A 23,471-nucleotide genomic window follows, 5' to 3' on the forward strand; every position below is an offset into this window, starting at 1 on the left:
CTTATACCCCTTTTTTTACTGTTCCATGGGAGCTGATTCACCAACATTGCTCTCGGGCTTCGCCGGCTCTGTTAATATATCAGACTCCATAAGTTCAACATTGAGTGCCAAACTCTGAAGCTCTTTAATCAATACATTAAAGGATTCAGGTAGGCCTGGCTCTAGCACATTCTCACCCTTCACGATGCTCTCATACATCCGAGTCCGACCAGCAACGTCATCCGACTTCACTGTTAAAAACTCTTGTAGTGCATAAGCGGCACCATAGGCTTCAATGGCCCAGACTTCCATTTCTCCAAGTCGCTGACCACCAAACTGTGCTTTACCACCCAGTGGTTGTTGAGAAACCAACGAGTAAGGCCCAATGGATCGAGCGTGGATTTTTTCCTCCACCAAATGGTGAAGCTTCAACATATACATGATTCCAACAGTAACAGGGTTTTCAAAAGGCTCCCCGGTACGACCATCAAACAGAATAGTTTGGCCTGTCGTTGGCAATTCAGCTTTTGCCAATAGGTCCTTAACGTCTGATTCGAGGGCTCCGTCAAAAACAGGTGTCGCCACATGCACACCGTTTTTCACGTACTCTAGCATCTTTTTGATAGAGTCACTGTCTGCCGACTTGATCCGATCTTGTGTTTCGCTTTCAGGATAGATGTCTAGCAGCTGCTTTCTCGCCTCTTCCAAGTTAAATTTATCAAGGAAACGCTCAAGCTGTTTACCCAATCCATGCGCGGCCCACCCGAGGTGAATCTCTAGAACCTGACCAATATTCATCCGCGAAGGAACGCCCAGCGGATTGAGAACCATGTCTACAGGTGTCCCATCTGCTGTGTAAGGCATGTCTTCCACAGGTAATACTCGCGAAATAACACCCTTGTTACCATGGCGGCCGGCAAACTTATCGCCCACCTGCAGCTTTCGCTTAATGGCGACATAAACTTTCACCATCTTAATCACGCCAGGAGGGAGATCGTCACCTTTAGTGAGTCGATCCAACTTCTCGTCGAAAACCATTTTCACGGCATCAAGTTGGTTCCTCGCTGAATCAATGATTCTCGCGTTTTGGTACTCAAGATCTGGATCCAACGGGATATAACTCAAAAGCTCAAACGGTATTGTCTCTAAATCCTCAGAAGTGATTTCTTGATTTTTTTCAAGAAGCTTTTCTGATCCATCTTCGTTTAACAAAACACCAGAAGTCACTTTGCCGACCAACAGCTCTTTGAGTTTGTCTAAGGCATTGTTTCGAATAACGTTTTGCTCAACCGACATGTCTTTTTGAATTTTTGCCCGCTTCTCTTTGATGATACTTTGTAATCGTTCATCACGGCCTGCGCCCTCACGACTGTATACCTGGGCATCAATCACTGTTCCGAAGACCCCTGAGGGAACTCGCAATGAAGTATCACGAACATCACCGGCCTTTTCACCAAAGATCGCTCGCAAAAGCTTTTCTTCAGGCGAGAGGGCGGTTTCACCTTTAGGTGTTACTTTACCTACTAAAATGTCACCAGGTGCCACTTCTGCGCCGATTCGAATAATACCACTACTGTCGAGATCCTTCAGAGCTTCTTCACCCAAGTTAGCAATATCCCGAGTGATCTCTTCTTTACCCAACTTGGTATCGCGTGCCACACACTCAAACTCTTCAACATGGACAGAAGTGTACACGTCCTCGCGAATCAGACGTTCAGAAATGAGAATCGAATCCTCAAAGTTGTAACCCATCCACGGCGTAAACGCGACCATCACGTTTTGGCCCAATGCCAACTCACCCAACTCAGTGGATGGTCCGTCGGCAATAATATCTCCGCGCTGAACCGAATCACCTTGTCGAACGGCTGGCCGCTGGTTAAAGCAGGTGTTCTGATTGGTTCGCTGATACTTAGTTAAATTGTAAATATCAACGTTGGCACCCAATGATCCCGACTTACCATACCGTCGGACCACAATCCGCTCGGCATCTACCTCTTCCACGATTCCTTCGTTTTTGCATACGATGCTGGTTCCGGAGTCTCGAGCTACCAATCGCTCCACACCCGTACCTACAAGGGGGGCGCGTGATTTTAACAAGGGCACCGCTTGCCGTTGCATGTTTGATCCCATAAGAGCCCGGTTCGCATCGTCATGCTCTAAAAAGGGGATCAAAGATGCCGCAATGGACACAAGTTGCGACGGAGATACGTCCATGAGGCTTACTTTGCCGCTATCCACCGCTTCGTATTCACCATTCACCCGAACAGTTACGTTTTCTTCAGTTAATTTATTGTTTTCAACACCTTTACCCGCTTGAGCGATAAAGTGACCCTGTTCCTCAAGAGCCGAAAGATATTTAATATCCTGAGCGACCTTGCCCTCATCAACTGATCGATAAGGAGTTTCGATGAATCCATATTGGTTAATGCGAGCATACGTCGCTAGCGACGCGATCAAACCAATGTTTGGACCTTCTGGAGTCTCAATGGGACAAATTCGACCATAATGTGTCGGATGCACGTCTCGCACCTCAAACCCTGCGCGATCACGAGTCAAACCACCTGGACCCAAGGCCGAAAGTCTCCGCTTATGAGTGATCTCAGACAACGGATTAGTTTGATCCATAAATTGTGAAAGCTGGCTTGAGCCAAAAAACTCTTTAACCACCGCATTGACTGGCTTTGCATTGACCAAATCGTGGGGCATCATGGTTTCAACGTCTTGTAGACTCATGCGCTCGCGGATAGCCCGCTCCATGCGCACTAAACCAATTCGATATTGGTTTTCAAGTAGCTCGCCCACGGAACGAACACGCCTGTTCCCCAAATGATCGATATCGTCTGTTTGACCCTGTCCATTTTTAAGATCGATGAGGGTTTTTACAACATTTAGAATGTCCCCCTTAGTCAATGTTCGATGAGAAACAGGGACTTCTTCAAATGATGTATTAAAGCGATGATTTATCTTTAATCGGCCCACTTCACTTAAATCATAAGTTTCGGGGTCAAAAAACAATCTGTCAAAAAAGCTCTTAGCAGCCTCTTCTGTGGGCGGTTCACCCGGACGCAAACGCTTATAAATTTCAATTAATGACTCTTCCTCAGTAATCACTTTATCTACGAGTAGAGTGTTTCTCAAATACGGCCCCACCGCTAACCCATCAAAGAAAATTAAATCAAATTCAGTGATGCCTGTAGCAATGGCTTGATCGAAAATCTCAGGGCTCATCTCTGAGTTGGTATCAGCGATGATCTCACCCGTGTTCTCGTCAATAAGAGGATTGGCCAAAACCTTACCGTTAAGGTCTTCTTTTGCCATCTCCACTTCTTTAATCTCAGCGGCCTTTACCTTGTTCACAGCCGCTCGAGTGATACGTCGACCCGCTTTTACCAAGACGTCGCCTGTTGCTGGATCAATTATATCCACTAACGCCCGCTGGCCTGACATTTTATCAATATCTAGAGCTCGCAAAATCTTGCCGTCTTCAAATCTAACTCGATCTAAGTGGTAGAAATGATTCAGCAAAAATTCTGTAGAATAGCCTAAAGCTTTCAACAGTATGGTCACCGGGAACTTACGCCGACGATCAATACGAGCATAAATCAAATCTTTTTGATCAAATTCAAAATCTAACCAAGACCCGCGATAGGGTATCACGCGGGCTGTATAGATGAACTTACCGCTAGTGGTGTTTTTGCCTCTATCGTGATCGAAGAATACACCAGGTGACCGGTGCAACTGGCTCACCACCACTCGCTCTGTTCCGTTAACGATAAAGGAGCCATTATTGGTCATCAAAGGAATCTCACCCAAATAGACCTCTTGCTCTTTCACATCACGAATACTTCGCGCTTCTGTCTCTTCGTCTACATCGAAGACAATCAGTCGCAAAGTGACTTTAATTGGAGCGGCAAAAGTCATTCCTCTCTGCCGGCACTCATCCACGTCATATTTGGGTGGCTCCAACTGATAGCTGACAAACTCAAGACTGGAGGTGTTGTTAAAGTCACTTATTGGAAAAACGGACTTAAAAACACCATTTAGTCCCTCTTCTCCCCGACGATCCGGATCTACATCCTTCTGCAAAAAAGCTTCATAAGATTTTTTCTGCAATTCAATCAGGTTAGGTATATCAGTGTAAGCCTTCGTACGTGCGTAATTACGTCTTAACCGTAAATTTGAGGCGGTGACAGGAGTATTGCCCATGCCTTCTCCTTATATATCTAAAAACATTGAAAGCGAAGGCCCCACATAGGCCTTCGCCATACTAAGAAGTCGATTAATTCGAAATTATTTAATTTCGATAGTAGCCCCAGCCTTAGTAAGAGCTTCTTTAAGCTTTTCAGCTTCATCCTTAGGCACGCCCTCTTTAATGGGCTTTGGAGCACCTTCAACAAGATCCTTTGCTTCTTTCAAGCCCAATCCAGTGATAGCGCGCACTTCTTTAATCACGTTGATTTTGCTAGCTCCAGCGCTTGCCAAGATCACGTCGAACTCGGTCTTCTCTTCAGCAGGAGCACCACCGGCACCAGGCATAGCGGCAATCGCAGCTACCGGAGCTGCTGCAGATACGCCCCACTTCTCTTCAAGTTCGCTGATCATTTCAGCCAACTCAATAACGGGCATGTTTGACAAGAAATCGATTACTTCTTCTTTATTTAAAGCCATTTTTTCCTCCAAAAAACTTTCAAAAAATTTAGTTAGTTAAAATAATTATTTTGTTTCTTTGTACGCATTCAACACTCGAACGAATCCACCAGGCACAGCGCTGAAAGTACCCAATAGTTTGCTCATAGGCGCTTGCAACGTACCCAATAGTTTTGCTCGCAACTCTTCTTTCGACGGCAAAGTAGCCAAGTACTTGATTCTATTTTCATCAAGCGCTTTTCCTTCCATCACGCCGGTTTTTAAAACTAGCTCTTCTACATCCTTTGCGAAATCCGTAAGGGCCTTTGCCGGCGCACTGGCATCACCATATGCAAAAATAACGGCATTTGTACCCACGAACTGTGAAGACAAGGCTTCATCAATGGATGGATGTTCTTTAACAGCTAATCTAGCCAACGTGTTTCGGACGACTTTCATTTCTGCCTCAAGTCCTCCAAGAGTTTTACGAAGTGTGGTCACTTCCTCCACATTCATTCCCTTGAAGTCTACCAAAAAGGCAGCCTTTGCCCGACCAAAACGGTCTGCGAGCGCGGCGACTGTTTCTGCTTTTTGCGCTCTAGTAATCATACTGGTTTACACCTCCTTCATTTTCTTTCGCTACCAGACTTATACAGGAGGTCACTTTCGCTCTCTCACCTGTCTCGGCGGGCCCAGAACTCTGATTTAAGCCTTAAAAAAGGCGCCTGCTATCTCTGACTGCGAATCATTCAATTTTTAAAAACTCAACCTAGCTCGTAAGCCCTTGGGCGTTAGCCACATCTACTTTAATTCCTGGACCCATAGTCGAGGACACCGAAATTGTTTGTAAATAAATCCCTTTACTTGACGCTGGCTTCGCCTTCATTAAAGCACCAATAAAAGCAGCCACATTGTCACGAAGCTTTTCTTTACCCATGCTCTTTCGGCCCACTGTAGCGTGAACAATACCAGCTTTCTCTACACGAAATGCTAGTTTTCCCTTTTTCTCGGTAGACACTGCTTGTCCCACGTTCATGGTGACAGTGCCCACTTTTGGGTTTGGCATAAGTCCACGTGGTCCTAAGACTTTTGCGACCTTAGAAACGGTAGCCATCATATCTGGAGTGGCAATGGCTTTGTCGAAATCTAACCAACCACCCTGAATTTTTTCTACCAAATCATCGGCGCCCACATAGTCAGCTCCGGCGTCCTTAGCCTCTTGCTCTTTAGGGCCCTTTGCAAACACGATAACGCGCACGGCTTTACCCAAACCATGAGGCAATTCAACAGCTCCACGGACCTGCTGATCTGACTGCTTGGGATCGACACCTAAACGAACCGCCACATCAATTGATTCATCGAACTTGGCTGTGGCTGTATCCAATGCCAGCTCAACCGCTTGGTCCAACACGTACCTGGTTTGCCGATCAAACTTCTCGCGAGACGCACGCATTTTCTTTCCTAATTTAGCCATATCTTACCTTCCCGCGCTATTGGACTTCTAAGCCCATGCTTTTCGCCGTACCTACAACCTGAGACATTGCAGATTCGACGCTTGTGCAGTTCAAATCAGGCAACTTGGTTTCGGCAATTTCCCGTACCTGATCCATTGAAACCTTAGCCACTTTATCTTTTTGCGGCATTTTTGAGCCACTTGTAATCTTGGCTGCCTTCTTTAGCAGTACCGAGGTCGGCGGGGTTTTGGTAATAAACGTAAAAGATCTATCCTGATAAACAGTTATGATCACAGGAATAACGGTATCACCCGCTGCCTGCGTCTTAGCATTAAACTGCTTACAGAAATCCATTATGTTTACACCGTGTTGCCCGAGCGCCGGTCCAACGGGAGGTTGCGGATTCGCCTTCCCTGCCGGTATCTGCAGCTTGATTTGGCCTGTAATTTTCTTAGCCATTTCCCACTCCTAAGCTACATGGTTATTGTTATTCAAATCAGGATTTTTCAACCTGAACAAAATCTAATTCAACTGGAGTGGGTCGCCCAAAAATACTCACTAGTACTTTGACCTTTCCCTTCTCCTCATTCACTTCTTCTACCGTTCCTGCAAAACTATTAAACGGCCCATCTATTACTGTTACAGACTCTCCCACTGAAAACTTAAATTTAGCTTTCGGTTTTTCTGCACCAGTTTCCATTTGCTTGGTGATTCGTTCCACCTCAGAGGCTGGCACTTCAGGGGGACGCCCTGAACCACCTACAAACCCTGTTATTTTATTGGCACTTTTTACTATGTGCCAGGCTTCGTCAGACATTTTCATCTGAACAAAAATATAGCCCGGAAAGAACTTTCGAGATCGTGTGGCTTTTTTACCTTTAACAAGCTCAACCACACTTTCTGCAGGAATCAAAATATCACCAAAGTGAGTCTCCATATGAGCTCGCTTAATTTTATCTTCAAGAGAGGTCTTTGCCGTGTTTTCGCCACCAGAAAGAGTGTTTACTATGTACCATTTCATGTCAGTCATACTACTTAGGCTCCCCATTACTTGATCAGTATTCCAACGATGGTTGTCGAGGCCCAGTCAAACAGACCCAACACCACACCGGCAAGCAATAGCATGGCACAGGCGGTGATGGCTCCGGCAATGGTATCGCGCTGAGATGGCCACACCACTTTACTTACTTCTAATACAACTTCATCGGCCCAAGCGACCACTTTGCTGTTAAATTGCAGAAGAATGAAGGTCAATAGACCCACACCCACGGGAATTCCGTGCTGAACCAAGTCCAGGGCATAGTATTTAGCCATAAAACCCACCGCTCCCGCGGCTGTTTCAAGGAGTACCCTTACAATGAGCGCAGCCAGACCTGCGGCGACCAAGAAACTCACTGTAATAATCTTTTTACTGGTTTCTTCCATTTACTATGCCTTTTCTTCTACAAATTTGGCAGGGCAGGAGGGATTCGAACCCCCAACCTACGGATTTGGAGTCCGCCGCTCTACCAATTAGAGCTACTACCCTCCAAAAAGTGGCGAGAACACTATCATGAGCTCTCACCACAAATACCAATTACTCAACAATCTTAGTTACAACGCCCGCACCAACAGTACGTCCCCCTTCACGAATCGCAAAACGCAATCCATCTTCCATGGCGATACTGCTGATCAACTCAACGTCCATTTCTACACGGTCGCCAGGCATTACCATTTCTGTGCCTTCTTTAAGTGTAGTCACGCCAGTTACGTCAGTTGTACGGAAATAAAACTGTGGGCGATATCCATTAAAGAATGGAGTGTGTCGACCACCCTCTTCTTTTGTTAAGATATACGCTTCACATTTAAATTTCTTGTGGGGCTTAATTGTTCCTGGCGCAGCCAAAACCTGTCCACGCTGAACGTCTTCTTTTTTAACACCACGAAGCAAGCAGCCTGCGTTGTCACCGGCTTGTCCTTCATCGAGGAGTTTGCGGAACATTTCAATTCCAGTAACGGTTGTCTTTGTGGTGTCTTTAATTCCCACAATTTCAACTTCCTCGCCCACTTTAACAATTCCACGCTCAATACGGCCAGTAACAACAGTTCCTCGACCAGAGATTGAGAACACATCCTCAATTGGCATCAAGAAAGTTTTGTCCACATCACGCTGAGGCTCAGGAATGTAGCTGTCACAGGCTTCCATTAGTTTCAATACGGCTTGTGAGCCAATTTCACTTGTGTCGCCTTCTAGGGCCTTTAGTGCGGAGCCTTTAACAATTGGAATCTCGTCGCCGGGGAATTCGTACTTACTTAAAAGATCGCGAATTTCCATTTCAACAAGCTCAAGAAGTTCTTCATCGTCTACTTGATCCACTTTGTTCATGAAAACAACAATTGAGGGAACTCCCACCTGACGAGCTAGGAGGATGTGCTCGCGAGTTTGTGGCATGGGGCCATCAGCCGCAGATACCACTAAAATGGCTCCATCCATTTGAGCTGCACCAGTGATCATGTTTTTTACGTAGTCAGCGTGACCTGGGCAATCCACGTGAGCATAGTGACGGTTTTGTGTCTCGTACTCGATGTGCGCAGTTGCGATTGTAATTCCACGCTCTTTTTCTTCTGGCGCTTTATCAATCTCGTCGAAGTTAAACTTTGTACCACCGTAGGTATCAGATAACACTCGTGAGATCGCCGCTGTCAAAGTTGTTTTCCCGTGGTCAACGTGGCCGATTGTACCGATGTTGACGTGAGGCTTACTGCGGTCGAATTTTTCTTTAGACATTTATGCTCTCCTCCTAATTCAGTCTTTCTGCTCTCAGAAAAACTCTCATTATTAATTTTTAATCTCGTGCCTAAACCAAATCAAAACTGGAGCCCATGGTGAGACTCGAACTCACGACCTCACCCTTACCAAGGGTGTGCTCTACCCCTGAGCCACATGGGCCACTCCAAAATTTTTTCCCTCACCTCTCGATCACTTGAGAGGCGAAGTTGGAGCGGGAGACGGGTCTCGAACCCGCAACCCTTAGCTTGGAAGGCTAATACTCTACCAATTGAGCTACTCCCGCTCATAACTGGTGGAGAGAGTAGGATTCGAACCTACGTAGGCATAAGCCAACGGGTTTACAGCCCGTCCCCTTTAGCCACTCGGGCATCTCTCCGCCCTAAAACTATTCGTTCACTCAATGCAACCAATCTTTGCCTGATTTAGCTGTGCGAACGCACAGTTTAGAAATCAAAAATTACCTGACTTGAACGAACGAATTTTTCTCAGCCACTTTCTAAAACGAATTGGAGCTGGGTATGGGACTCGAACCCGCAACCTGCTGATTACAAATCAGCTGCTCTACCAATTGAGCTAACCCAGCCCATGCTAAAACGCCTCAGCACGTGACACGCAGAGGCCATATCTACTTGAAAGCGCGGAACCGAGTCAAAGCATTTTTTCCTGTTATTTTAGCGGTTTTTCCGCTGACGAGTGACTTCTGCCATGACCAATGCGGCTGCCACGGAGGCATTATAACTGGCGTTCACATCGACCTGTGGTATCGACACCAGTTGATCACAGATTTTTTCTACACCCGGTCTTAACCCTCGATCCTCAGCGCCCACGACTATCACCGAATCCGCGGCAAACTCTTGCTGCCAAAGGCCAACGGCCCCCTCGGCAGACAGTCCATAAACCCAAAACCCTTTATTCTTAAGTGTTTCAAGGGCCTTAGGAAGTGAGTCGACCACTTCAACAGGTACATGCTCGGCACCGCCGCTGGCCACTTTTATAGCTGCCGGAGTCAAGTGAGCTGCCCGCCGCTCAGGCAAAAATACCCCCTGAACCCCCATCAACCAAGCCGTGCGCATGATGGCTCCTAAATTTTGGGGATCGGTGATGCCATCAAGAGCCAAATAGGTGCGCCCATAGGCCGCAGAATCCTCTTGAGTCAGCTCCTCCGGCCAATCAAACTTCGGCGAAGAGGCCACTCGCGCAACAACACCTTGGTGAGTACTGCATATACGGTCTAGTACACTCGCCGATACCACTTTCGTTGGCATCCGGTGGCCTCTGGCCAAACTCTCACACTCGCTTAACTCGGGGTGATTTTCCCAGCCCTGCACCAAAAGGAGTTCCAAAACCTCCTGTGGCCGTACCTTCAGTGCCTCTTTCGCTGAATGAATTCCTGGCACTTCCCGCCCGACTTTTGGCGAACGGATACGATGATTTTTTCCCGAAGGCCGATTTCGTTTTGCCAAATGCTGGCCCTTTCTATGGAAAGTTGAGTCAATTCATGCCCTGTCGCGTCTAAAGGCAGTGTCTGCGGCACTTAGCAACGCAGGAAGTTATGAGGGCGCTTTTCCGACGCAAGGCAACGCAGAAAGTAAAGGGATACCTTTTCTATGTCACGCATTTTTGCCTCAATAATTTCTTTTTTTAGACCGATAGATTTTCAGTGGGGCAAAAGCCCTTCTTTGACTTGGCTTTGTTAGAGGGAGGGGCCATGCGCGACAGTAAAGGAAACGACGTGAAGGCTCCAGCCCGAAATGAACGGGTGCTCACCTTTGCTGTGTTCTTTTCGCTAGCGAGCTCGGCGCTGCTTGCGGGTTTACTCTACTCAAACCACCCTCATCTCGGCTCCATTGCCCCTTACGCTTACGCCTTGATCACTGTTTCGGCTATGGGACTATTTATTACTCTGCTGGCACAAGGCCATGAGGAAGCTGAATCGACCGAGGCCCCACTTGAAAGAAATTTACTTTTACCCGGACCGAGCCATACCGCTACCTCATCCACAGATCAGCATTTGATTTTGCAGCTCATTCCGCGATTGAGACGTCCACTTAACGGCATTATGGCCTCATTGCAGTTGAGAAATCCTGGCGAACCTCTTGATCCTGAAATGGCTGAAATCATTGATTACTGTAGCCAAACTATTGTGCGCCAACTTGAAGACGCTCAATTGGTGGCCGAGATAGAATCAGGCGGCATCGACTACCACAAAACCGTGTTCAACCTCAAAGATTGCGTTCAGGAATCCATCGACTTGGTTTCCGGCGAGAGTGACAAGGAAATTGGTTTTGAAATTGAATTTGCAGAGGAAACTCCAAAATATATTGAAACCTATTTAGAGCCCCTACAACTTCTGCTAGACAACATAATAGATAACGCCGAACAGTTCACTGAATCTGGACTGATTAAAATTGCAGCTACAGGTGCGACGTTAGAAACTCCTCAGTTGACAGTCACTGTGCGAGACACAGGTATTGGAATGACTCCTGCTCAAATCAACGAAGCCTTGCGTGGAGTATTGCACAATGGTTCTGAAAGAGGGGACCACTTCGGAAAAACGGGTGTGGGGTTTTCCATTGTTCACTCCATTTTGAAAAAAGTTAACGGCAAAATCTGGATTGAGAGCGAACCTCAGTTTGGTACACTCGTTGGATTTACCATACCTGCACGGCCAGGCAAACAACAAGACTCTCACCAAGAAGTTGTGATTGATCTGCCAAAAACACCCGAGCTGCAAAACGCTGTTCCGAAAATACTGGTGGTTGATGACGAACCCTTTGCGCGAACAGTAACAGCGAAAGGTCTTTCACATTTGGGATATGAATGTCGGCAGGCCTCCAGTGGAAAAGAGGCCCTTGAAATTCTATTGCAAGATTCGTTTGACCTCGTATTGATGGATATCAATATGCCAGGCATGGACGGATGGGAAACCACCCAGGCCATAAAAGATGTCCTGCCGGTGGAAAAACATCCCTACATCATGGCGCTGACATCACACACCCGAGCCCAAGACCGCAAACGCAGTTTTGACCTGGGTATGGATGATTTTTTGTGTAAACCTGTGGACTTCAAACGACTCGAACAGAAGCTTCAAACCTTGGGTCTCGTGGCTCCCCAGGAGCCCCATCAAGATGGCTTTAAAGCCGCAAAGTAAGATTTTGCTGCTGCAACAGGATCTGAGGCCTGACATAGTGGTCGGCCAACCACAAGAGCAGAAGCCCCCGCGGCCAAAGCTTTTTGCGGACTCATCACTCGCTTCTGATCGCCCTGACCTTCATTCAAAAATCGTATTCCAGGGGTGACTAGATACAACTGCGGAAACATTTCTTTTAATTGAGTCACCTCGTGGGCCGAACACACCAAACCTGTGAGCCCAGATTCAACGACGGTTTCTGCAAGCATCTTCACATGATCAAATAGTGACACATTCATCCAATTTACTGGCAGTTCATTTTCAGAAAAGCTGGTTAAAACGGTCACAGCCAAAATCTTGAAGTAGCGCTGTTGATTCAGCTCTTCTTCTACCTCATAAAGCCGCTTCATCGCGGGCATTCCGATCGCGGCATGCACCGTACAAAAACTAGCGCCGGCAGCAAAAGTGGCTCGCACCGAATGCTCCACTACCGAGGGAATATCATGATATTTGTTATCCACAAAAATAGGCCCAAGTGCCGCAAGGTCATGAATAAATTGATCCCCATATCGCATAACCAACCGCGGACCAACTTTAAAACCGCCCACATAGGGGGCCAACTTCTGAGCCAGCGACATGGCCACGTGAGATTCATCGACATCGAGTGCAGCAAATAGTGGGACTTTCAGTGGGTTTTTCACGATATGGATTCCTTACGTTGTTGTTCTATCAAGCTGACCACATAGGCAGTGGCTTCGGTAATCTTAACTTTTGTTTGGTCTTTTGTTTTTCGCAAAACCACTTCCACTTCCCCAGCGGCCACTCCACGACCACCAACGGTCACGCGAATGGGCATACCCAACAGGTCGGCATCCTTAAACTTAACGCCGGGTCTCTCGTTGCGATCATCCATCAAGCAATCAACGCCCATTTGGTTCAGTTGATCATATAAATTATCCGCCACGCCTTTTACGCTTTCATCATCAGGGTCCAGTAAGCAAATATGAACCGAATAAGGCGCAATTGAAAGCGGCCACACAATGCCGTCTTTGTCGTGACACTGTTCAATGACCGCTTGCACCGTTCGTGAAATTCCAATGCCATAGCAACCCATTTCTATGGGATGTAACTGCCCTTCTGAATCAAGAAATTGAGCCTGCATAGCCCGCGAATATTTTTGACCCAAGTAAAAAATATGACCCACTTCAATGCCGCGATAGGATTTTAAGGGCACACCCGTTGGACCAATATCCCCATCTCGCGCCATCCGTAAATCCGCCACCTTAGTAAATTCAAAGTCTCGAGAATGGTTCACGTTCTTCATATGTTTGCCATCTTCGTTGGCTCCCACAACGTAATTTTTAAGCGGAGCCACTCCACTATCACCATAAATGGGTATGCTTAAGCCCACAGGACCACAACTCCCGGGCCAAGCTCCGGTGACCTTGTGAACCTCTTCATCCGTAAGTAGTAATGGCGGATTTGACAGACCCAACAAATTTTTTAGTTTCACGGGATTGACCTCGTCGGACCCGCAAAGAAGTACCGCCGCCGGCTTTAAACTGCCGTCACCATCACTCACATCGAAAAACATTGTTTTCACCAGTTGTCCCTCGGGCAATCCCGTAAACTGAGACAACTCTCCAATGGTTTTCACACCGGGAGTTGCAAATAATTCGATCGCGAGCATATTGTCGCGGCTCAGCTCGCCTTGTGGGGCCGTTACCGGACAAACTTCAACGTTTGCGGCAAAGCTACCATCTTCTGCAACCAACAGCTGATCTTCTCCACTGTCGGCTAAAATGTGAAACTCTTGGGATTTGTTGCCACCAATGTTCCCTGAGTCAGCGGCAACCACATTAAACTTCACGCCAAGCCTTGAGAAAATAGCCGAATAAGCCTGGTACATCTTTTCATAGGAAAGTTCAGCTTCTTCGCGAGTTCGATCAAAGCTATAAGCATCTTTCATGATGAATTCACGGCCGCGCATGAGACCAAAGCGAGGACGAATTTCATCACGAAACTTGGTTTGAATCTGGTAAAGGTTCACTGGCAAGTCTCGATAACTCTTAATATCACCACGCACATAGTCAGTAATGACTTCTTCGTGGGTGGCGCCCAAACACCAATCTTGCCCCGTGCGATTTTTAAACTTTAATAAACCGGCGCCCATTTCTTTCCAGCGGCCCGTTTCTTCCCAAATTTCACGCGGCTGCACCATAGGCATTAGAAGCTCCAAACAGCCCCGCTTATCGAGCTCTTCACGCACAATGCCTTCAAATTTTCGAATGGATCTTAGCGCCAATGGGCCGTAGGTAAAAATCCCTTGAGCCAACTTTCGTATATAACCGCCTCGAACCATCAACTGGTGACTTGGTACCTCCGCATCTGCTGGCGTTTCTTTTAATGTAAATAAATATCCCTGCGACCACTTCATTCTTGAATCCTATGTATTCTGCTAAATATCTATTCCGTATGATTTAATCTTGCGATGAAGATAACTGCGTTCAATTCCAATGATCTCTGCTGTTTTACTGATATTGCCGTTATTTTCATTAATTTTTTGCAAAATAAAGTCTTTTTCAAAGTCGGCTCGTGCTTCTCGCAATGTGACTTCTTCGTCAAAGGGCACACGGGATACCTCTTGAACCAACCCGGCTACTTTTAGTTCGGGTACGTCCACAAAATCTCCAGGTATCAATATATAAATTCTTTCAATAAAATTGCGCAACTCCCTCACATTGCCTGTCCATGAATATTGCATGAGCTTTTCCATGGCTTTATCGGAGAGAATCTTTTTTCTGTAACCCCCGTCATGACTAAACTGCAATCCAAAGTGCTCCACCAAAATAGGCACATCATCTCGACGCTCCCTCAACGCGGGAACACGAAATGGGATGACATTTAGCCGATGATACAAGTCCTCTCTAAATCGACCCGCTTTCATCTCCTCAACGAGATCTTTATTTGTGGCCGCCACCACACGGACGTCCACCCGAATGGATTCGCGTCCCCCGACACGAGTAAAACTCTGTTCTTGCAGAACTCGCAAAACTTTGGCCTGGGCCTCAAGACTCATGTCACCGATTTCGTCTAAAAATAAGGTGCCGCCATCAGCATAATCAAACTTTCCACGTTTGGCCGTATCAGCGCCCGTAAAGGCCCCCTTCTCATACCCAAACAGCTCGCTTTCGATAAGCTCCGTGGGGATTGCGGCACAATTCACTTCTACAAACGAACGGCTAGCACGAGGACTCAAATAGTGGATATTCTGAGCGACCAACTCTTTGCCTGTTCCGTTTTCGCCAGTAATAAGTACCCATGAATTTGTTGGAGCGACCCTAGCAATCATATGCTTTAGATTTTTCATGGGATCACTCTCACCCACTAAGGCAATGTTCTTTCGTAGCTTGTTTAACAATGCATTCTTCTCGCGCCGCTCACTTTGATAGCTGAGAATATTTGAAATCAATATTGAAATTCGATCCATCGAAAGGGGTTTTTCTACAAAATCCCATGCGCCTAATTTTGTGGCTTTTACTGCCGTCTCAATCGTGCCGTGCCCTGACATCATCACAAACTCAATATCGGGATAAGCCGGCTGTGCCTTCTGTAGAACGGCCAATCCATCAAGATTGCCAGGCATCCAAATATCTAACAGCACCACCGCCGGATTAAACTTTTCAATGGCCGCCAAGCCCGCTTCACCATTAGAGGCCGTCTCCACCACAAATCCCTCATCTCTAAGAGATGCTGATAAAACCTCGCAAATGGCACGCTCATCATCAATTATCAAAACGCGATTGTTTTTCACATTCATGTATCTAACCCCTGATCCGTTAGCTTTTTCGAATCAAACAACACCTGAGCTAAATTTTGTTTTTCAGTATCAGCTACAACCACCGGCAGCTCAATAACAATTCTTGTACCGTTTGGCTGATTGCGAAATGCTCGAATATATCCATTGTGATCCTCGACGGTGCGCTTCACAATAGCCAAACCCAAGCCTGTGCCGTGGTCTTTTGTGGTGACATAAGGCTCAAATATGCGGTCCATCATGTGCCTTGGAATACCCGTTCCATTGTCTTCGGTGACCAACTTCACCACTTTCGTCTTTGAATCGTAGTTAATTTTTATTGAGACTTCTGGTTTTGCTAAATCCTTGGTTGCCTCTACGGCATTGTCCACAAGGTTTGTAACAACTCTTTTTATTTGATCAGGATCAAACATAAATTCAGGCAAATCAGGGTCTACAACAACTGAAAACGCCACACTCTTGTGCGCCTCTCTAAATAAGACAAGCGCGTCATCAACAACTTGTTTTAGATTGGCTATGGTCGGCCGCGATTTTGGCATTCTCGCAAACTGACTGAACTCATTGACCAAATTCTTCATATCATCCACCTGCTGCACGATCATTGAGATGGATTCATGAAATGCCGGATCCTTTTGCTCTTCGCCAAATTTTCGCTCCAGACGCTGGGCGGCCAACTTTATCGGTGTTAGCGGATTTTTGATTTCATGAGCTATTCGCCGAGCCACCTCACTCCAGGCTGCGGCCCTTTGCGCATTCAACAACACAGTTAGGTCATCAAAAACCAACACTCTTCCCAGCTCGCGCCCAGCCTGATCGTGCAGTAATGTCAGGTTCATTTGCAAGGGTACAGGGCGGCCTTTTACATTTAGCTGTACTTCACGCTGAATGTTTTCGCCTTTGTGACTTTTCATGCTCCCCAGCATTTCTTTGTAAATCCTAAAATGATCTTCTGATAAAACTTCGCTGGCTGGGCGACCAATGAAACCTTCAGCCTGGATTTCAAGCAACTTAGCCGCATGGTTATTGATCATTGTCACACAATCCCTATTATTAACCGAAATCACTCCGGTTGTGACATTTGACAGAACCACTTCAATATACTTTGAGTGTTCATCTAGTTGAGCCAGAGTTTTTCTCAAATTTGCATTGGCTTCAGTCACCTCTTTTTCAGAACTTTCAAGGTATCTTGTCATTCTGTTAAAATTTTCGATGAGCTGATCTATTTCAGGGGATCCAGAAACCTTTTCAACTGTGGAATAATCGCCCTTGGCAATTCGCTTCGTGGCTCGCCCTAGTTCTTCAAGTGGTACACTCAACTGTTTGGCCAAATAAAATCCGAACCATGTTCCGCCCAGTAAAATCACCAAAGTCATAAGAAACAATATAATCAGGTAAATTGATTTTAGCGGGTAGGCCAGCGGATCGATGTCGCGAAAATCCTCATAGGCAGCCGCAATATCATCCATCTTGGCAATCAGAGACATGGGAATAAAAGACGACACGACCACCGCGCCTTCTTCGCTGAACCGCTTTGCAGGAACAACCACGCGCACCAAGTTTCCGGCACCAAAGTGGTGGATCGTACTGGCGTCTATACGTTGCCGCACGCCTTTTTTCAAAAACTCAAGAGAAATGGCCGGCAATCGTGGCATACCCGCTTCTGTGGCTTGTGAGATAACTCGATCACCAAAAAGCCCTGGATAATATTCGACGGCATCCAGGCTGTAAAGCTGCCGTAGCTTTTTCAATCGACCCGCAAGGTCTTTGTCGCTGGACTTTTCTAAATCCTTGGCAACGATTTCTGCAAAATGATAGTTTTTCTTTTTTGCGGAAACGTAATAGGCGTTTGTGACCTCAATGGAGCTCTTCAAAACTCCAGACATCTTATCACTAAACCACTTGTCAAAACTGTTATTGATATAAAAAACCGAAACTAAAAACATCAGTGCTGTTGGGACAAAACTAAACCCCACAAAAGCGGCAATCAGCTTATTCTTAAGGGTGCTGCCGATGATTCCACCCTGTCGCTCAGCAAAGTTCTTTACGATGTTTCTGAAGATCAAAAACATTAGAAACAAAAATAATATGATATTAAAATTGACGAGACCAAAAAAGAATATGGAATGAACAAATGGCAAAGACCGACTCATTCCAAAAAGTTTGAACTCAACCCAAGTGAGAAATAAAAAAAGCAGACCTATAGGAATCAGCGCGAAAAATTCGCGCTTTCGTTTTTTCTTTTCTAGCGGCTCGACTATAAAACCGCCACTTCCGCTTAGCTTATCGCCCACAAGCCCCCCTCAAATTTGGGCAATCTAACATTACTGAAGTGTTTGATAGACAGTTTTACCCACCTGAAAAGCGGGGCCACCGTTATTAATAAGCTCAAGACAAATGGCCTTTGCTTGCTCTTTTGAAAGAGGCTCCGGATTGTCAGCATTTAAACCCGTACGAACCGCAGCTGACTGTAATAGCAACTTCGCATTATACATACTCACTCGTTCTCTGAGTTGGTCGAAAATCAGGCTCATGGTGATATTTGAAACTTCGCTGGCTGCGCTGTTCATTTCTTCTGACATATTAGGTCTCCTTTTCGGTTAAGCCATATTGTTGGAAATTAAATTCAATAAATTAAGCATTTCAATGGCCACTTCTGCAGCCTCAGCCCCCTTATGCCCCTTGGCTCCCCCTACTCGCGCAAGGGCCTGATCACGATTCTCCGTGGTGAGAACCCCAAATGCCACCGGGCGATTGAAGTCTAACTGCAACTGAGAGCATCCCCGCTCTACCGAGTTACATACATAATCATAGTGCGAAGTCTCACCACGAATGACTGCCCCCAACGCCACCACCGCGTCACAGCCCTGCTGCAAAAGGGCCTTAGCTGCAAGGGGTATTTCTACTGCCCCTGGAACGCGAACAATTCTTAATTGTTCTTTCGTGCAGCCCAACTCTAAAAGCTTATCAAGGGCGCCTTGCTCTAGCGGCTCTGTCACCAGTGGGTTAAATCGTGAGGTGACAACTCCAATAGTCCATGTGGCATCAACCGAAAGGTCTCCCTGTTTAATTTCTGTCATGACCAAGCTCGCTCTCCATCTGTTGGCTCACTCTCATTGACAAGTAATCGAAGCGGATCTGTGTCAATGGGGACCTCTATTGTTTCTACAATCTCTAAACCATAACCCTTTAGGCCCACTCTTTTTTTGGGGCTATTGCTCATCAGCCTAATCTTTCGAACTCCCATGGCCCTTAGAATCTGAGCACCAATACCATAGTCTTTTTTGTCTGATCGAAACCCCTGCTTTTGTCGTTCGGAGACCACTTCACCTTGATCAGCTCTGGCATAAGCCTCTATGCGCTTAACGAGGCGACCCTCCATGCTTTCAAGCCGCAAATATACAAGAAGGCCTGCGCCCTCTTGATTGATAAGATCAATGGAGCGACGAAGATACTCGCCACTTCTGGTTCGCAAACTCCCAAATAAATCTCCCACAAGGCATTCTGTGTGAACCCGAACTAAAACGGGGGCATTGGGGTCAATCGGCCCCTTAGAAATCACGAGGTGCTCATAGCCGTCTAATTTGTTTTCAAAGACATGTACCTTGAACCCTTGCCCCAATGACGACGGCAATTCAGCACAGGCTTTTTCTTCTACAAAGGACTCATTTTCAATTCTGTATTGAATCAGATCCTCAATCGTACCCATTTTCAAATTATGCTCTTGAGCAAAGGCCTTTAAATCAGGAACCCGCGCCATTGACCCATCTGCTTTCATGATTTCACAAATCACCGCCGCAGAGTTAAGGCCCGCCAATCGTGCCAAATCGACGCTGGCCTCGGTATGACCCGCCCGCTTTAATACTCCACCCTCTTGAGCACGAATGGGAAAAACATGCCCAGGGACAATAATATCCCGTGGCGATGCCGAAGGATGAGAGGCCACCCGAATTGTGTGCGACCGATCAGCTGCCGATATACCAGTGGATACCCCAGACGCCGCTTCAATACTCACTGTAAAGGCCGTTTTGTTGGGAGAAAAATTAATGTCGTCGCTGACCATTTGGGGAATACCCAAACGCTTTATTTGTTCCGCCGTCATAGCAAGACAAATTAGACCTCGGGCTTGAGTGGCCATAAAATTAATGGCCTCTGGAGTGATAAAATCTGAAGCAATGACTAAATCACCTTCATTTTCGCGGTCTTCATCATCCACCAGGATGACCATTTTTCCCGAACGAATGTCTTCTATGAGCTCTGCGGTCGTATGCATTTTTATTGACTCACTCTCGCGGCGGCTTGCTGCTTCAACAGTCCACGTGCCAAATTGTCCACTTCTATGGTGACTTTATCGCCCACCTGCAAAAGTGAAAGGTTCGTTCGTCGTAAAGTCTCGGGTATCAAGCACACCTGAAAACAACCGGCCTCCACCTGATTCACCGTCAAACTCACGCCATTAAGGGCGACACTGCCCTTCGGCCAAATGAGCTGGTCGAGAGCCTCGGGATACTTCACTGTTAAAATCAAACTTTCACCATTGTATGTGTGACCTAAAACCTCGCCCATAGCATCCACATGGCCGGTCACCAGGTGGCCATGAATGCGATCACCTAAACGGAGGGAACGCTCTAAATTCACTTTCAATTTTCCCCAGTTTTCTGGGTTCCACCCTGTAACCTGCAAAGTCTCGGCCGCCAATGTGAATTGAACGGTTTGCTCATCCATGGCCTCTACCGTCAAACAGACGCCATCTACAGAAATACTGTCACCTAATCTTAAGTCATTGAAATCATTAGGGCGGACAATTTGGACCTCGGCGGCTCCCGATTTGAGAGTGAAGGCCGCTAGGCTAGATGTGGCTTCTATAATCCCAGAAAACATATTGCCCTAAATTGCCCAAGGCCTTTTTGTTGTATGACAACCATTCGAGGCCTGAAATTAATTCACGAAGTCCGCTCTTTGGACGGCCCGGCCCGAGAAATCAGGGCGGTGCCGAACAAAAGGGATGTATCGTTGATCTGGGCGTGGTGTACCCGGTTTGGCCTTCAAGGTCAAGGCGCGTTACCGGACCCGATCATCTCTTCAAACATCAACTCTTAGACGCCACATCCTCAAGTTCTAATCCTAAATCATTAGCGGATACCTTCACTTCATCGCCAGATTGCACTTTGCCTGAGATAATTTCACTGGCCAGACGATTGAGAAGCTCTGTCTTAATCACCCGCTTTAAAGGACGAGCTCCATAAATGGGATCAAAACCCTTTTTAGCCAGATAGTCCAAGGCCTTATCATCATAGCTGACTGTGATTTTCTTTTCGGAGAGACGCTTTTCCACTTCATGCAGCTGGATCTTAACAATATTGGCAATGAGGTCCCTGGTGAGACTTTTATACACTACGATTTCATCCACACGGTTTAGAAATTCTGGTCGAAAATGGGAGCGGAGCGCTTCCATCACAGCATTTTCTTTTTGATCGTCGTCCAGCTTGGGATCGATAATCGCCTGCGAGCCAATATTAGACGTCATAATGAATACTGTATTGCGAAAATCTACTGTTCGCCCCTGGCCATCGGTAAGTCGACCATCATCTAACACCTGCAACAATACGTTGAACACTTCAGGGTGGGCCTTTTCTATTTCATCGAGCAACACCACACTGTAGGGGCGACGACGGACCGCTTCAGTGAGCTGCCCCCCCTCTTCATATCCCACATAACCAGGAGGCGCGCCGATCAAGCGAGACACAGAATGCTTCTCCATGTATTCACTCATATCAATGCGAACGATGGCTTCTTCGCTGTCAAACAAAAATTCTGCCAGCGCCTTTACGGTTTCTGTCTTTCCCACTCCAGTGGGGCCAAGAAATATAAAGCTCCCGATTGGCTGATTGGGATCAGAAATTTCAGCCCGAGCTCTACGGATGGCATTGGCCACAGCTGAAAGGGCTTGATCCTGACCCACCACTCGTTGTCGCAACCGATCTTCCATATGAAGCAATTTTTCTTGCTCCGATTCTAACATTTTCTGAACGGGGACACCTGTCCACTTGGCCACGACTTCCGCCACTTCTTGCGGTGTTACCTCTTCACGCAAAAGGCGGTGGGCTGCGCCACTGCTTTTTTTCTCTGCCTGTTCATTGTAGGCCTTAAGAGTGTTTTCGAGTTCTGGTAATTTTCCGTACTTGAGCTCTGCAGCTCTTTCGAGGTGGCCTTCGCGCTCGGCCCGTTCGATTTCTACTTTTAGATCTTCAATTTCTTGTTTAACATCTTTTAACCCAAATATTTCTTTCTTTTCAGAATCCCACTGAGCTTTCAAGGTTGCGTTTTCTTCATTCAAATCGGCGAGTTCTTTTTCTATAATTTCTAAGCGATTTTTTGCATCTGCCGAGTTCTCTTTTTTTAAAGCCTCGCGTTCAACCTGAAGTTGAGTAACCTTACGGTTTATCTGATCAATTTCTGCAGGAACACTATTAATCTCTATGCTTAACCGACTGGCGGCCTCATCCATTAGGTCAATGGCTTTGTCTGGCAGAAAGCGACTTGTAATGTATCGATGCGATAACTTTACGGCGGCCACCAACGCGGAGTCTGTAATCCTGACTCCGTGATGAACCTCGTACTTTTCTTTTAAACCACGCAAGATGGTGATGGCGTCTTCTACGCTGGGTTCTTGCACATACACCGTTTGAAAACGTCGCTCTAAGGCCTTGTCTTTTTCGATGTACTGCCGGTATTCGTCAAGGGTGGTGGCACCAATACATCGAAGTTCTCCCCTTGCCAGAGCCGGCTTTAAAAGCTGTCCTGCATCCATGGCGCCGTCTGCTTTACCGGCACCCACTAAATTATGTATCTCGTCGATAAACAGTATGAGCTGTCCTTCGCTGGAAGTGACCTCTTTGATCACTGCCTTTAATCGATCTTCAAACTCACCCCGATATTTGGCGCCAGCAATGAGCGCTCCCATATCGAGTGATAGTATTTTCTTTCTTTTTAGAACATCTGGCACATCTTCGTTGATAACCCGCAGCGCCAGCCCCTCAGCGATGGCCGTTTTACCCACCCCGGGTTCTCCAATAAGCACAGGATTGTTCTTTGTGCGCCGAGACAGAACCTGTATCACTCGTCGAATTTCTTCGTCTCGTCCAATCACAGGATCTAGCTTGCCCTGCTCAGCCAACTCGGTTAAGTCTCTGGCGTATTTTTTCAGTGCATCAAATTTTGCTTCAGGATTGTCATCAGTGATTTTTTGATCGCCCCGTTTTTCCATGAGTGCCCTCTTAAAATTATCTATGGTTACATTGTGTTCTTTAAAAATCTTGGCCAGATCCGTAGCAGTGTCAGACAATAGGGCCAACATGAAGTGCTCAGTAGAGATATAACTATCTCCCATTTTGCCGGCTTCGGCCTCTGCCGCCTTAAAAAGCCTTACCAGATGAGGACTTGCCACCACCTGAACGGCACTGCCACTGACTTGCGGCAGCCGATCCAGCTTAGCCTCAATTTTATCGCGAATTCCCGTGGGATCATGCGCACACTCCTCGAGGACCTGAGGCACTATTCCACCGTCTTGTGTGACAAGCTCTAATGCCAAATGCTCAGGCTCCACAGCTCCGTGCTGCAGAGTTTCGGCCCTATTGGCCGCAGCCTGCATGGCCTCCTGGCTCATTCGAGTCATTTTTTCGATATCTCTCATTGTTT

The 23,471-nt window shown here is 46.7% G+C and carries 19 protein-coding genes and 5 tRNA genes; 1 reads left to right on the forward strand and 23 read right to left on the reverse strand.

From position 1 onward, the window contains the following. Positions 1-15: 15 nt before the first annotated feature. From rpoB to rlmB, 14 genes are all read right to left on the reverse strand, one after another. Positions 16-4,185 carry a DNA-directed RNA polymerase subunit beta gene (gene rpoB / locus H6626_08605; GenBank protein ID USN46281.1) on the reverse strand — a complete coding sequence of 1,390 codons (4,170 nt, stop codon included), beginning with the start codon at positions 4,183-4,185 and terminating at the stop codon, positions 16-18. A gap of 84 nt (positions 4,186-4,269) precedes the next feature. Beyond that, the gene (gene rplL / locus H6626_08610; protein USN46282.1) at positions 4,270-4,647 is read right to left on the reverse strand and encodes a 50S ribosomal protein L7/L12; all 378 of its coding nucleotides are present in this window, start codon (positions 4,645-4,647) and stop codon (positions 4,270-4,272) included. 45 nt (positions 4,648-4,692) lie between these two features. After that, positions 4,693-5,214 carry a 50S ribosomal protein L10 gene (rplJ, locus tag H6626_08615; GenBank protein USN46283.1) on the reverse strand — a complete coding sequence of 174 codons (522 nt, stop codon included), beginning with the start codon at positions 5,212-5,214 and terminating at the stop codon, positions 4,693-4,695. 160 nt (positions 5,215-5,374) lie between these two features. Then, positions 5,375-6,079 carry a 50S ribosomal protein L1 gene (locus H6626_08620; GenBank protein USN46284.1) on the reverse strand — a complete coding sequence of 235 codons (705 nt, stop codon included), beginning with the start codon at positions 6,077-6,079 and terminating at the stop codon, positions 5,375-5,377. Between the two features lie 16 nt (positions 6,080-6,095). Beyond that, entirely contained in the window at positions 6,096-6,518 is a 423-nt protein-coding gene (rplK, locus tag H6626_08625; protein ID USN46285.1) for a 50S ribosomal protein L11, read from the reverse strand. A gap of 37 nt (positions 6,519-6,555) precedes the next feature. Then, positions 6,556-7,089 (reverse strand): transcription termination/antitermination protein NusG, encoded by a 534-nt coding sequence (gene nusG, locus H6626_08630; GenBank protein ID USN46286.1) that lies wholly within the window; start codon positions 7,087-7,089, stop codon positions 6,556-6,558. Between the two features lie 17 nt (positions 7,090-7,106). Then, positions 7,107-7,484, reverse strand: coding sequence for a preprotein translocase subunit SecE (secE, locus tag H6626_08635; protein USN46287.1), 378 nt, complete (start codon positions 7,482-7,484; stop codon positions 7,107-7,109). A gap of 26 nt (positions 7,485-7,510) precedes the next feature. After that, positions 7,511-7,587, reverse strand: a tRNA-Trp gene (locus H6626_08640). Positions 7,588-7,635: 48 nt separating this feature from the next. Next, positions 7,636-8,826, reverse strand: coding sequence for an elongation factor Tu (tuf, locus tag H6626_08645; protein ID USN46288.1), 1,191 nt, complete (start codon positions 8,824-8,826; stop codon positions 7,636-7,638). An 87-nt stretch (positions 8,827-8,913) separates the two neighbouring features. Then, a tRNA-Thr gene (locus H6626_08650) sits at positions 8,914-8,988 on the reverse strand. Positions 8,989-9,036: 48 nt separating this feature from the next. After that, positions 9,037-9,112, reverse strand: a tRNA-Gly gene (locus tag H6626_08655). A gap of 7 nt (positions 9,113-9,119) precedes the next feature. Further along, positions 9,120-9,205: transfer RNA gene (locus H6626_08660), tRNA-Tyr, on the reverse strand. A 131-nt stretch (positions 9,206-9,336) separates the two neighbouring features. Next, positions 9,337-9,412, reverse strand: a tRNA-Thr gene (locus H6626_08665). Between the two features lie 88 nt (positions 9,413-9,500). Next, a complete protein-coding gene (gene rlmB, locus H6626_08670) occupies positions 9,501-10,292 on the reverse strand; it encodes a 23S rRNA (guanosine(2251)-2'-O)-methyltransferase RlmB (protein ID USN46289.1) in 792 nt (263 codons plus the stop codon). A gap of 245 nt (positions 10,293-10,537) precedes the next feature. Between rlmB and H6626_08675 the strand changes: the two genes are divergently transcribed. Continuing rightward, a complete protein-coding gene (locus H6626_08675) occupies positions 10,538-11,980 on the forward strand; it encodes a response regulator (protein ID USN46290.1) in 1,443 nt (480 codons plus the stop codon). Here the strand turns inward: H6626_08675 and pyrF are convergent. The 9 genes from pyrF to clpB all read right to left on the reverse strand — a co-directional run bounded on the left by pyrF (position 11,953) and on the right by clpB (position 23,466). Continuing rightward, positions 11,953-12,597 (reverse strand): orotidine-5'-phosphate decarboxylase, encoded by a 645-nt coding sequence (pyrF, locus tag H6626_08680; GenBank protein USN48988.1) that lies wholly within the window; start codon positions 12,595-12,597, stop codon positions 11,953-11,955. The genes H6626_08675 and pyrF overlap by 28 nt on opposite strands. A gap of 59 nt (positions 12,598-12,656) precedes the next feature. After that, positions 12,657-14,396: a proline--tRNA ligase gene (locus tag H6626_08685; protein USN46291.1), complete on the reverse strand. Its 1,740-nt coding sequence runs from the start codon at positions 14,394-14,396 to the stop codon at positions 12,657-12,659. 21 nt (positions 14,397-14,417) lie between these two features. Then, positions 14,418-15,779 carry a sigma-54-dependent Fis family transcriptional regulator gene (locus tag H6626_08690; protein ID USN46292.1) on the reverse strand — a complete coding sequence of 454 codons (1,362 nt, stop codon included), beginning with the start codon at positions 15,777-15,779 and terminating at the stop codon, positions 14,418-14,420. Beyond that, positions 15,776-18,067 (reverse strand): HAMP domain-containing protein, encoded by a 2,292-nt coding sequence (locus H6626_08695; GenBank protein ID USN46293.1) that lies wholly within the window; start codon positions 18,065-18,067, stop codon positions 15,776-15,778. Before H6626_08695 ends, H6626_08690 begins: the two co-directional genes overlap by 4 nt. 30 nt (positions 18,068-18,097) lie before the next feature. Next, positions 18,098-18,355, reverse strand: a complete 258-nt coding sequence (locus H6626_08700) for a hypothetical protein (GenBank protein ID USN46294.1) — start codon at positions 18,353-18,355, stop codon at positions 18,098-18,100. Between the two features lie 18 nt (positions 18,356-18,373). Next, positions 18,374-18,853, reverse strand: a complete 480-nt coding sequence (locus H6626_08705; GenBank protein USN46295.1) for a 6,7-dimethyl-8-ribityllumazine synthase — start codon at positions 18,851-18,853, stop codon at positions 18,374-18,376. Continuing rightward, positions 18,850-20,046 carry a 3,4-dihydroxy-2-butanone-4-phosphate synthase gene (ribB, locus tag H6626_08710; GenBank protein ID USN46296.1) on the reverse strand — a complete coding sequence of 399 codons (1,197 nt, stop codon included), beginning with the start codon at positions 20,044-20,046 and terminating at the stop codon, positions 18,850-18,852. Before ribB ends, H6626_08705 begins: the two co-directional genes overlap by 4 nt. A gap of 2 nt (positions 20,047-20,048) precedes the next feature. Continuing rightward, entirely contained in the window at positions 20,049-20,654 is a 606-nt protein-coding gene (locus tag H6626_08715; protein USN46297.1) for a riboflavin synthase, read from the reverse strand. 208 nt (positions 20,655-20,862) lie between these two features. After that, positions 20,863-23,466: an ATP-dependent chaperone ClpB gene (clpB, locus tag H6626_08720; protein USN46298.1), complete on the reverse strand. Its 2,604-nt coding sequence runs from the start codon at positions 23,464-23,466 to the stop codon at positions 20,863-20,865. Positions 23,467-23,471: the final 5 nt, after the last annotated feature.

This window comes from Pseudobdellovibrionaceae bacterium, from assembly GCA_023898385.1.
Classification (GTDB): Bacteria; Bdellovibrionota; Bdellovibrionia; order Bdellovibrionales; family UBA1609.

Bases quoted from the DNA above. Each gene is read 5' to 3' on its own strand.
- H6626_08685 (USN46291.1), bottom strand. From the start codon at position 14,396: ATGAAGTGGTCGCAGGGATATTTATTTACATTAAAAGAAACGCCAGCA.
- H6626_08715 (USN46297.1), bottom strand. From the start codon at position 20,654: ATGTTTTCTGGGATTATAGAAGCCACATCTAGCCTAGCGGCCTTCACT.
- secE (USN46287.1), bottom strand. From the start codon at position 7,484: ATGGAAGAAACCAGTAAAAAGATTATTACAGTGAGTTTCTTGGTCGCC.
- rplK (USN46285.1), bottom strand. From the start codon at position 6,518: ATGGCTAAGAAAATTACAGGCCAAATCAAGCTGCAGATACCGGCAGGG.
- H6626_08705 (USN46295.1), bottom strand. From the start codon at position 18,853: ATGACAGAAATTAAACAGGGAGACCTTTCGGTTGATGCCACATGGACT.
- H6626_08675 (USN46290.1), top strand. From the start codon at position 10,538: ATGCGCGACAGTAAAGGAAACGACGTGAAGGCTCCAGCCCGAAATGAA.
- clpB (USN46298.1), bottom strand. From the start codon at position 23,466: ATGAGAGATATCGAAAAAATGACTCGAATGAGCCAGGAGGCCATGCAG.
- pyrF (USN48988.1), bottom strand. From the start codon at position 12,597: ATGTCGCTGGCTCAGAAGTTGGCCCCCTATGTGGGCGGTTTTAAAGTT.
- nusG (USN46286.1), bottom strand. From the start codon at position 7,089: ATGACTGACATGAAATGGTACATAGTAAACACTCTTTCTGGTGGCGAA.
- rpoB (USN46281.1), bottom strand. From the start codon at position 4,185: ATGGGCAATACTCCTGTCACCGCCTCAAATTTACGGTTAAGACGTAAT.
- H6626_08620 (USN46284.1), bottom strand. From the start codon at position 6,079: ATGGCTAAATTAGGAAAGAAAATGCGTGCGTCTCGCGAGAAGTTTGAT.
- rplL (USN46282.1), bottom strand. From the start codon at position 4,647: ATGGCTTTAAATAAAGAAGAAGTAATCGATTTCTTGTCAAACATGCCC.
- ribB (USN46296.1), bottom strand. From the start codon at position 20,046: ATGCATACGACCGCAGAGCTCATAGAAGACATTCGTTCGGGAAAAATG.
- rplJ (USN46283.1), bottom strand. From the start codon at position 5,214: ATGATTACTAGAGCGCAAAAAGCAGAAACAGTCGCCGCGCTCGCAGAC.
- H6626_08690 (USN46292.1), bottom strand. From the start codon at position 15,779: ATGAATGTGAAAAACAATCGCGTTTTGATAATTGATGATGAGCGTGCC.
- tuf (USN46288.1), bottom strand. From the start codon at position 8,826: ATGTCTAAAGAAAAATTCGACCGCAGTAAGCCTCACGTCAACATCGGT.
- H6626_08700 (USN46294.1), bottom strand. From the start codon at position 18,355: ATGTCAGAAGAAATGAACAGCGCAGCCAGCGAAGTTTCAAATATCACC.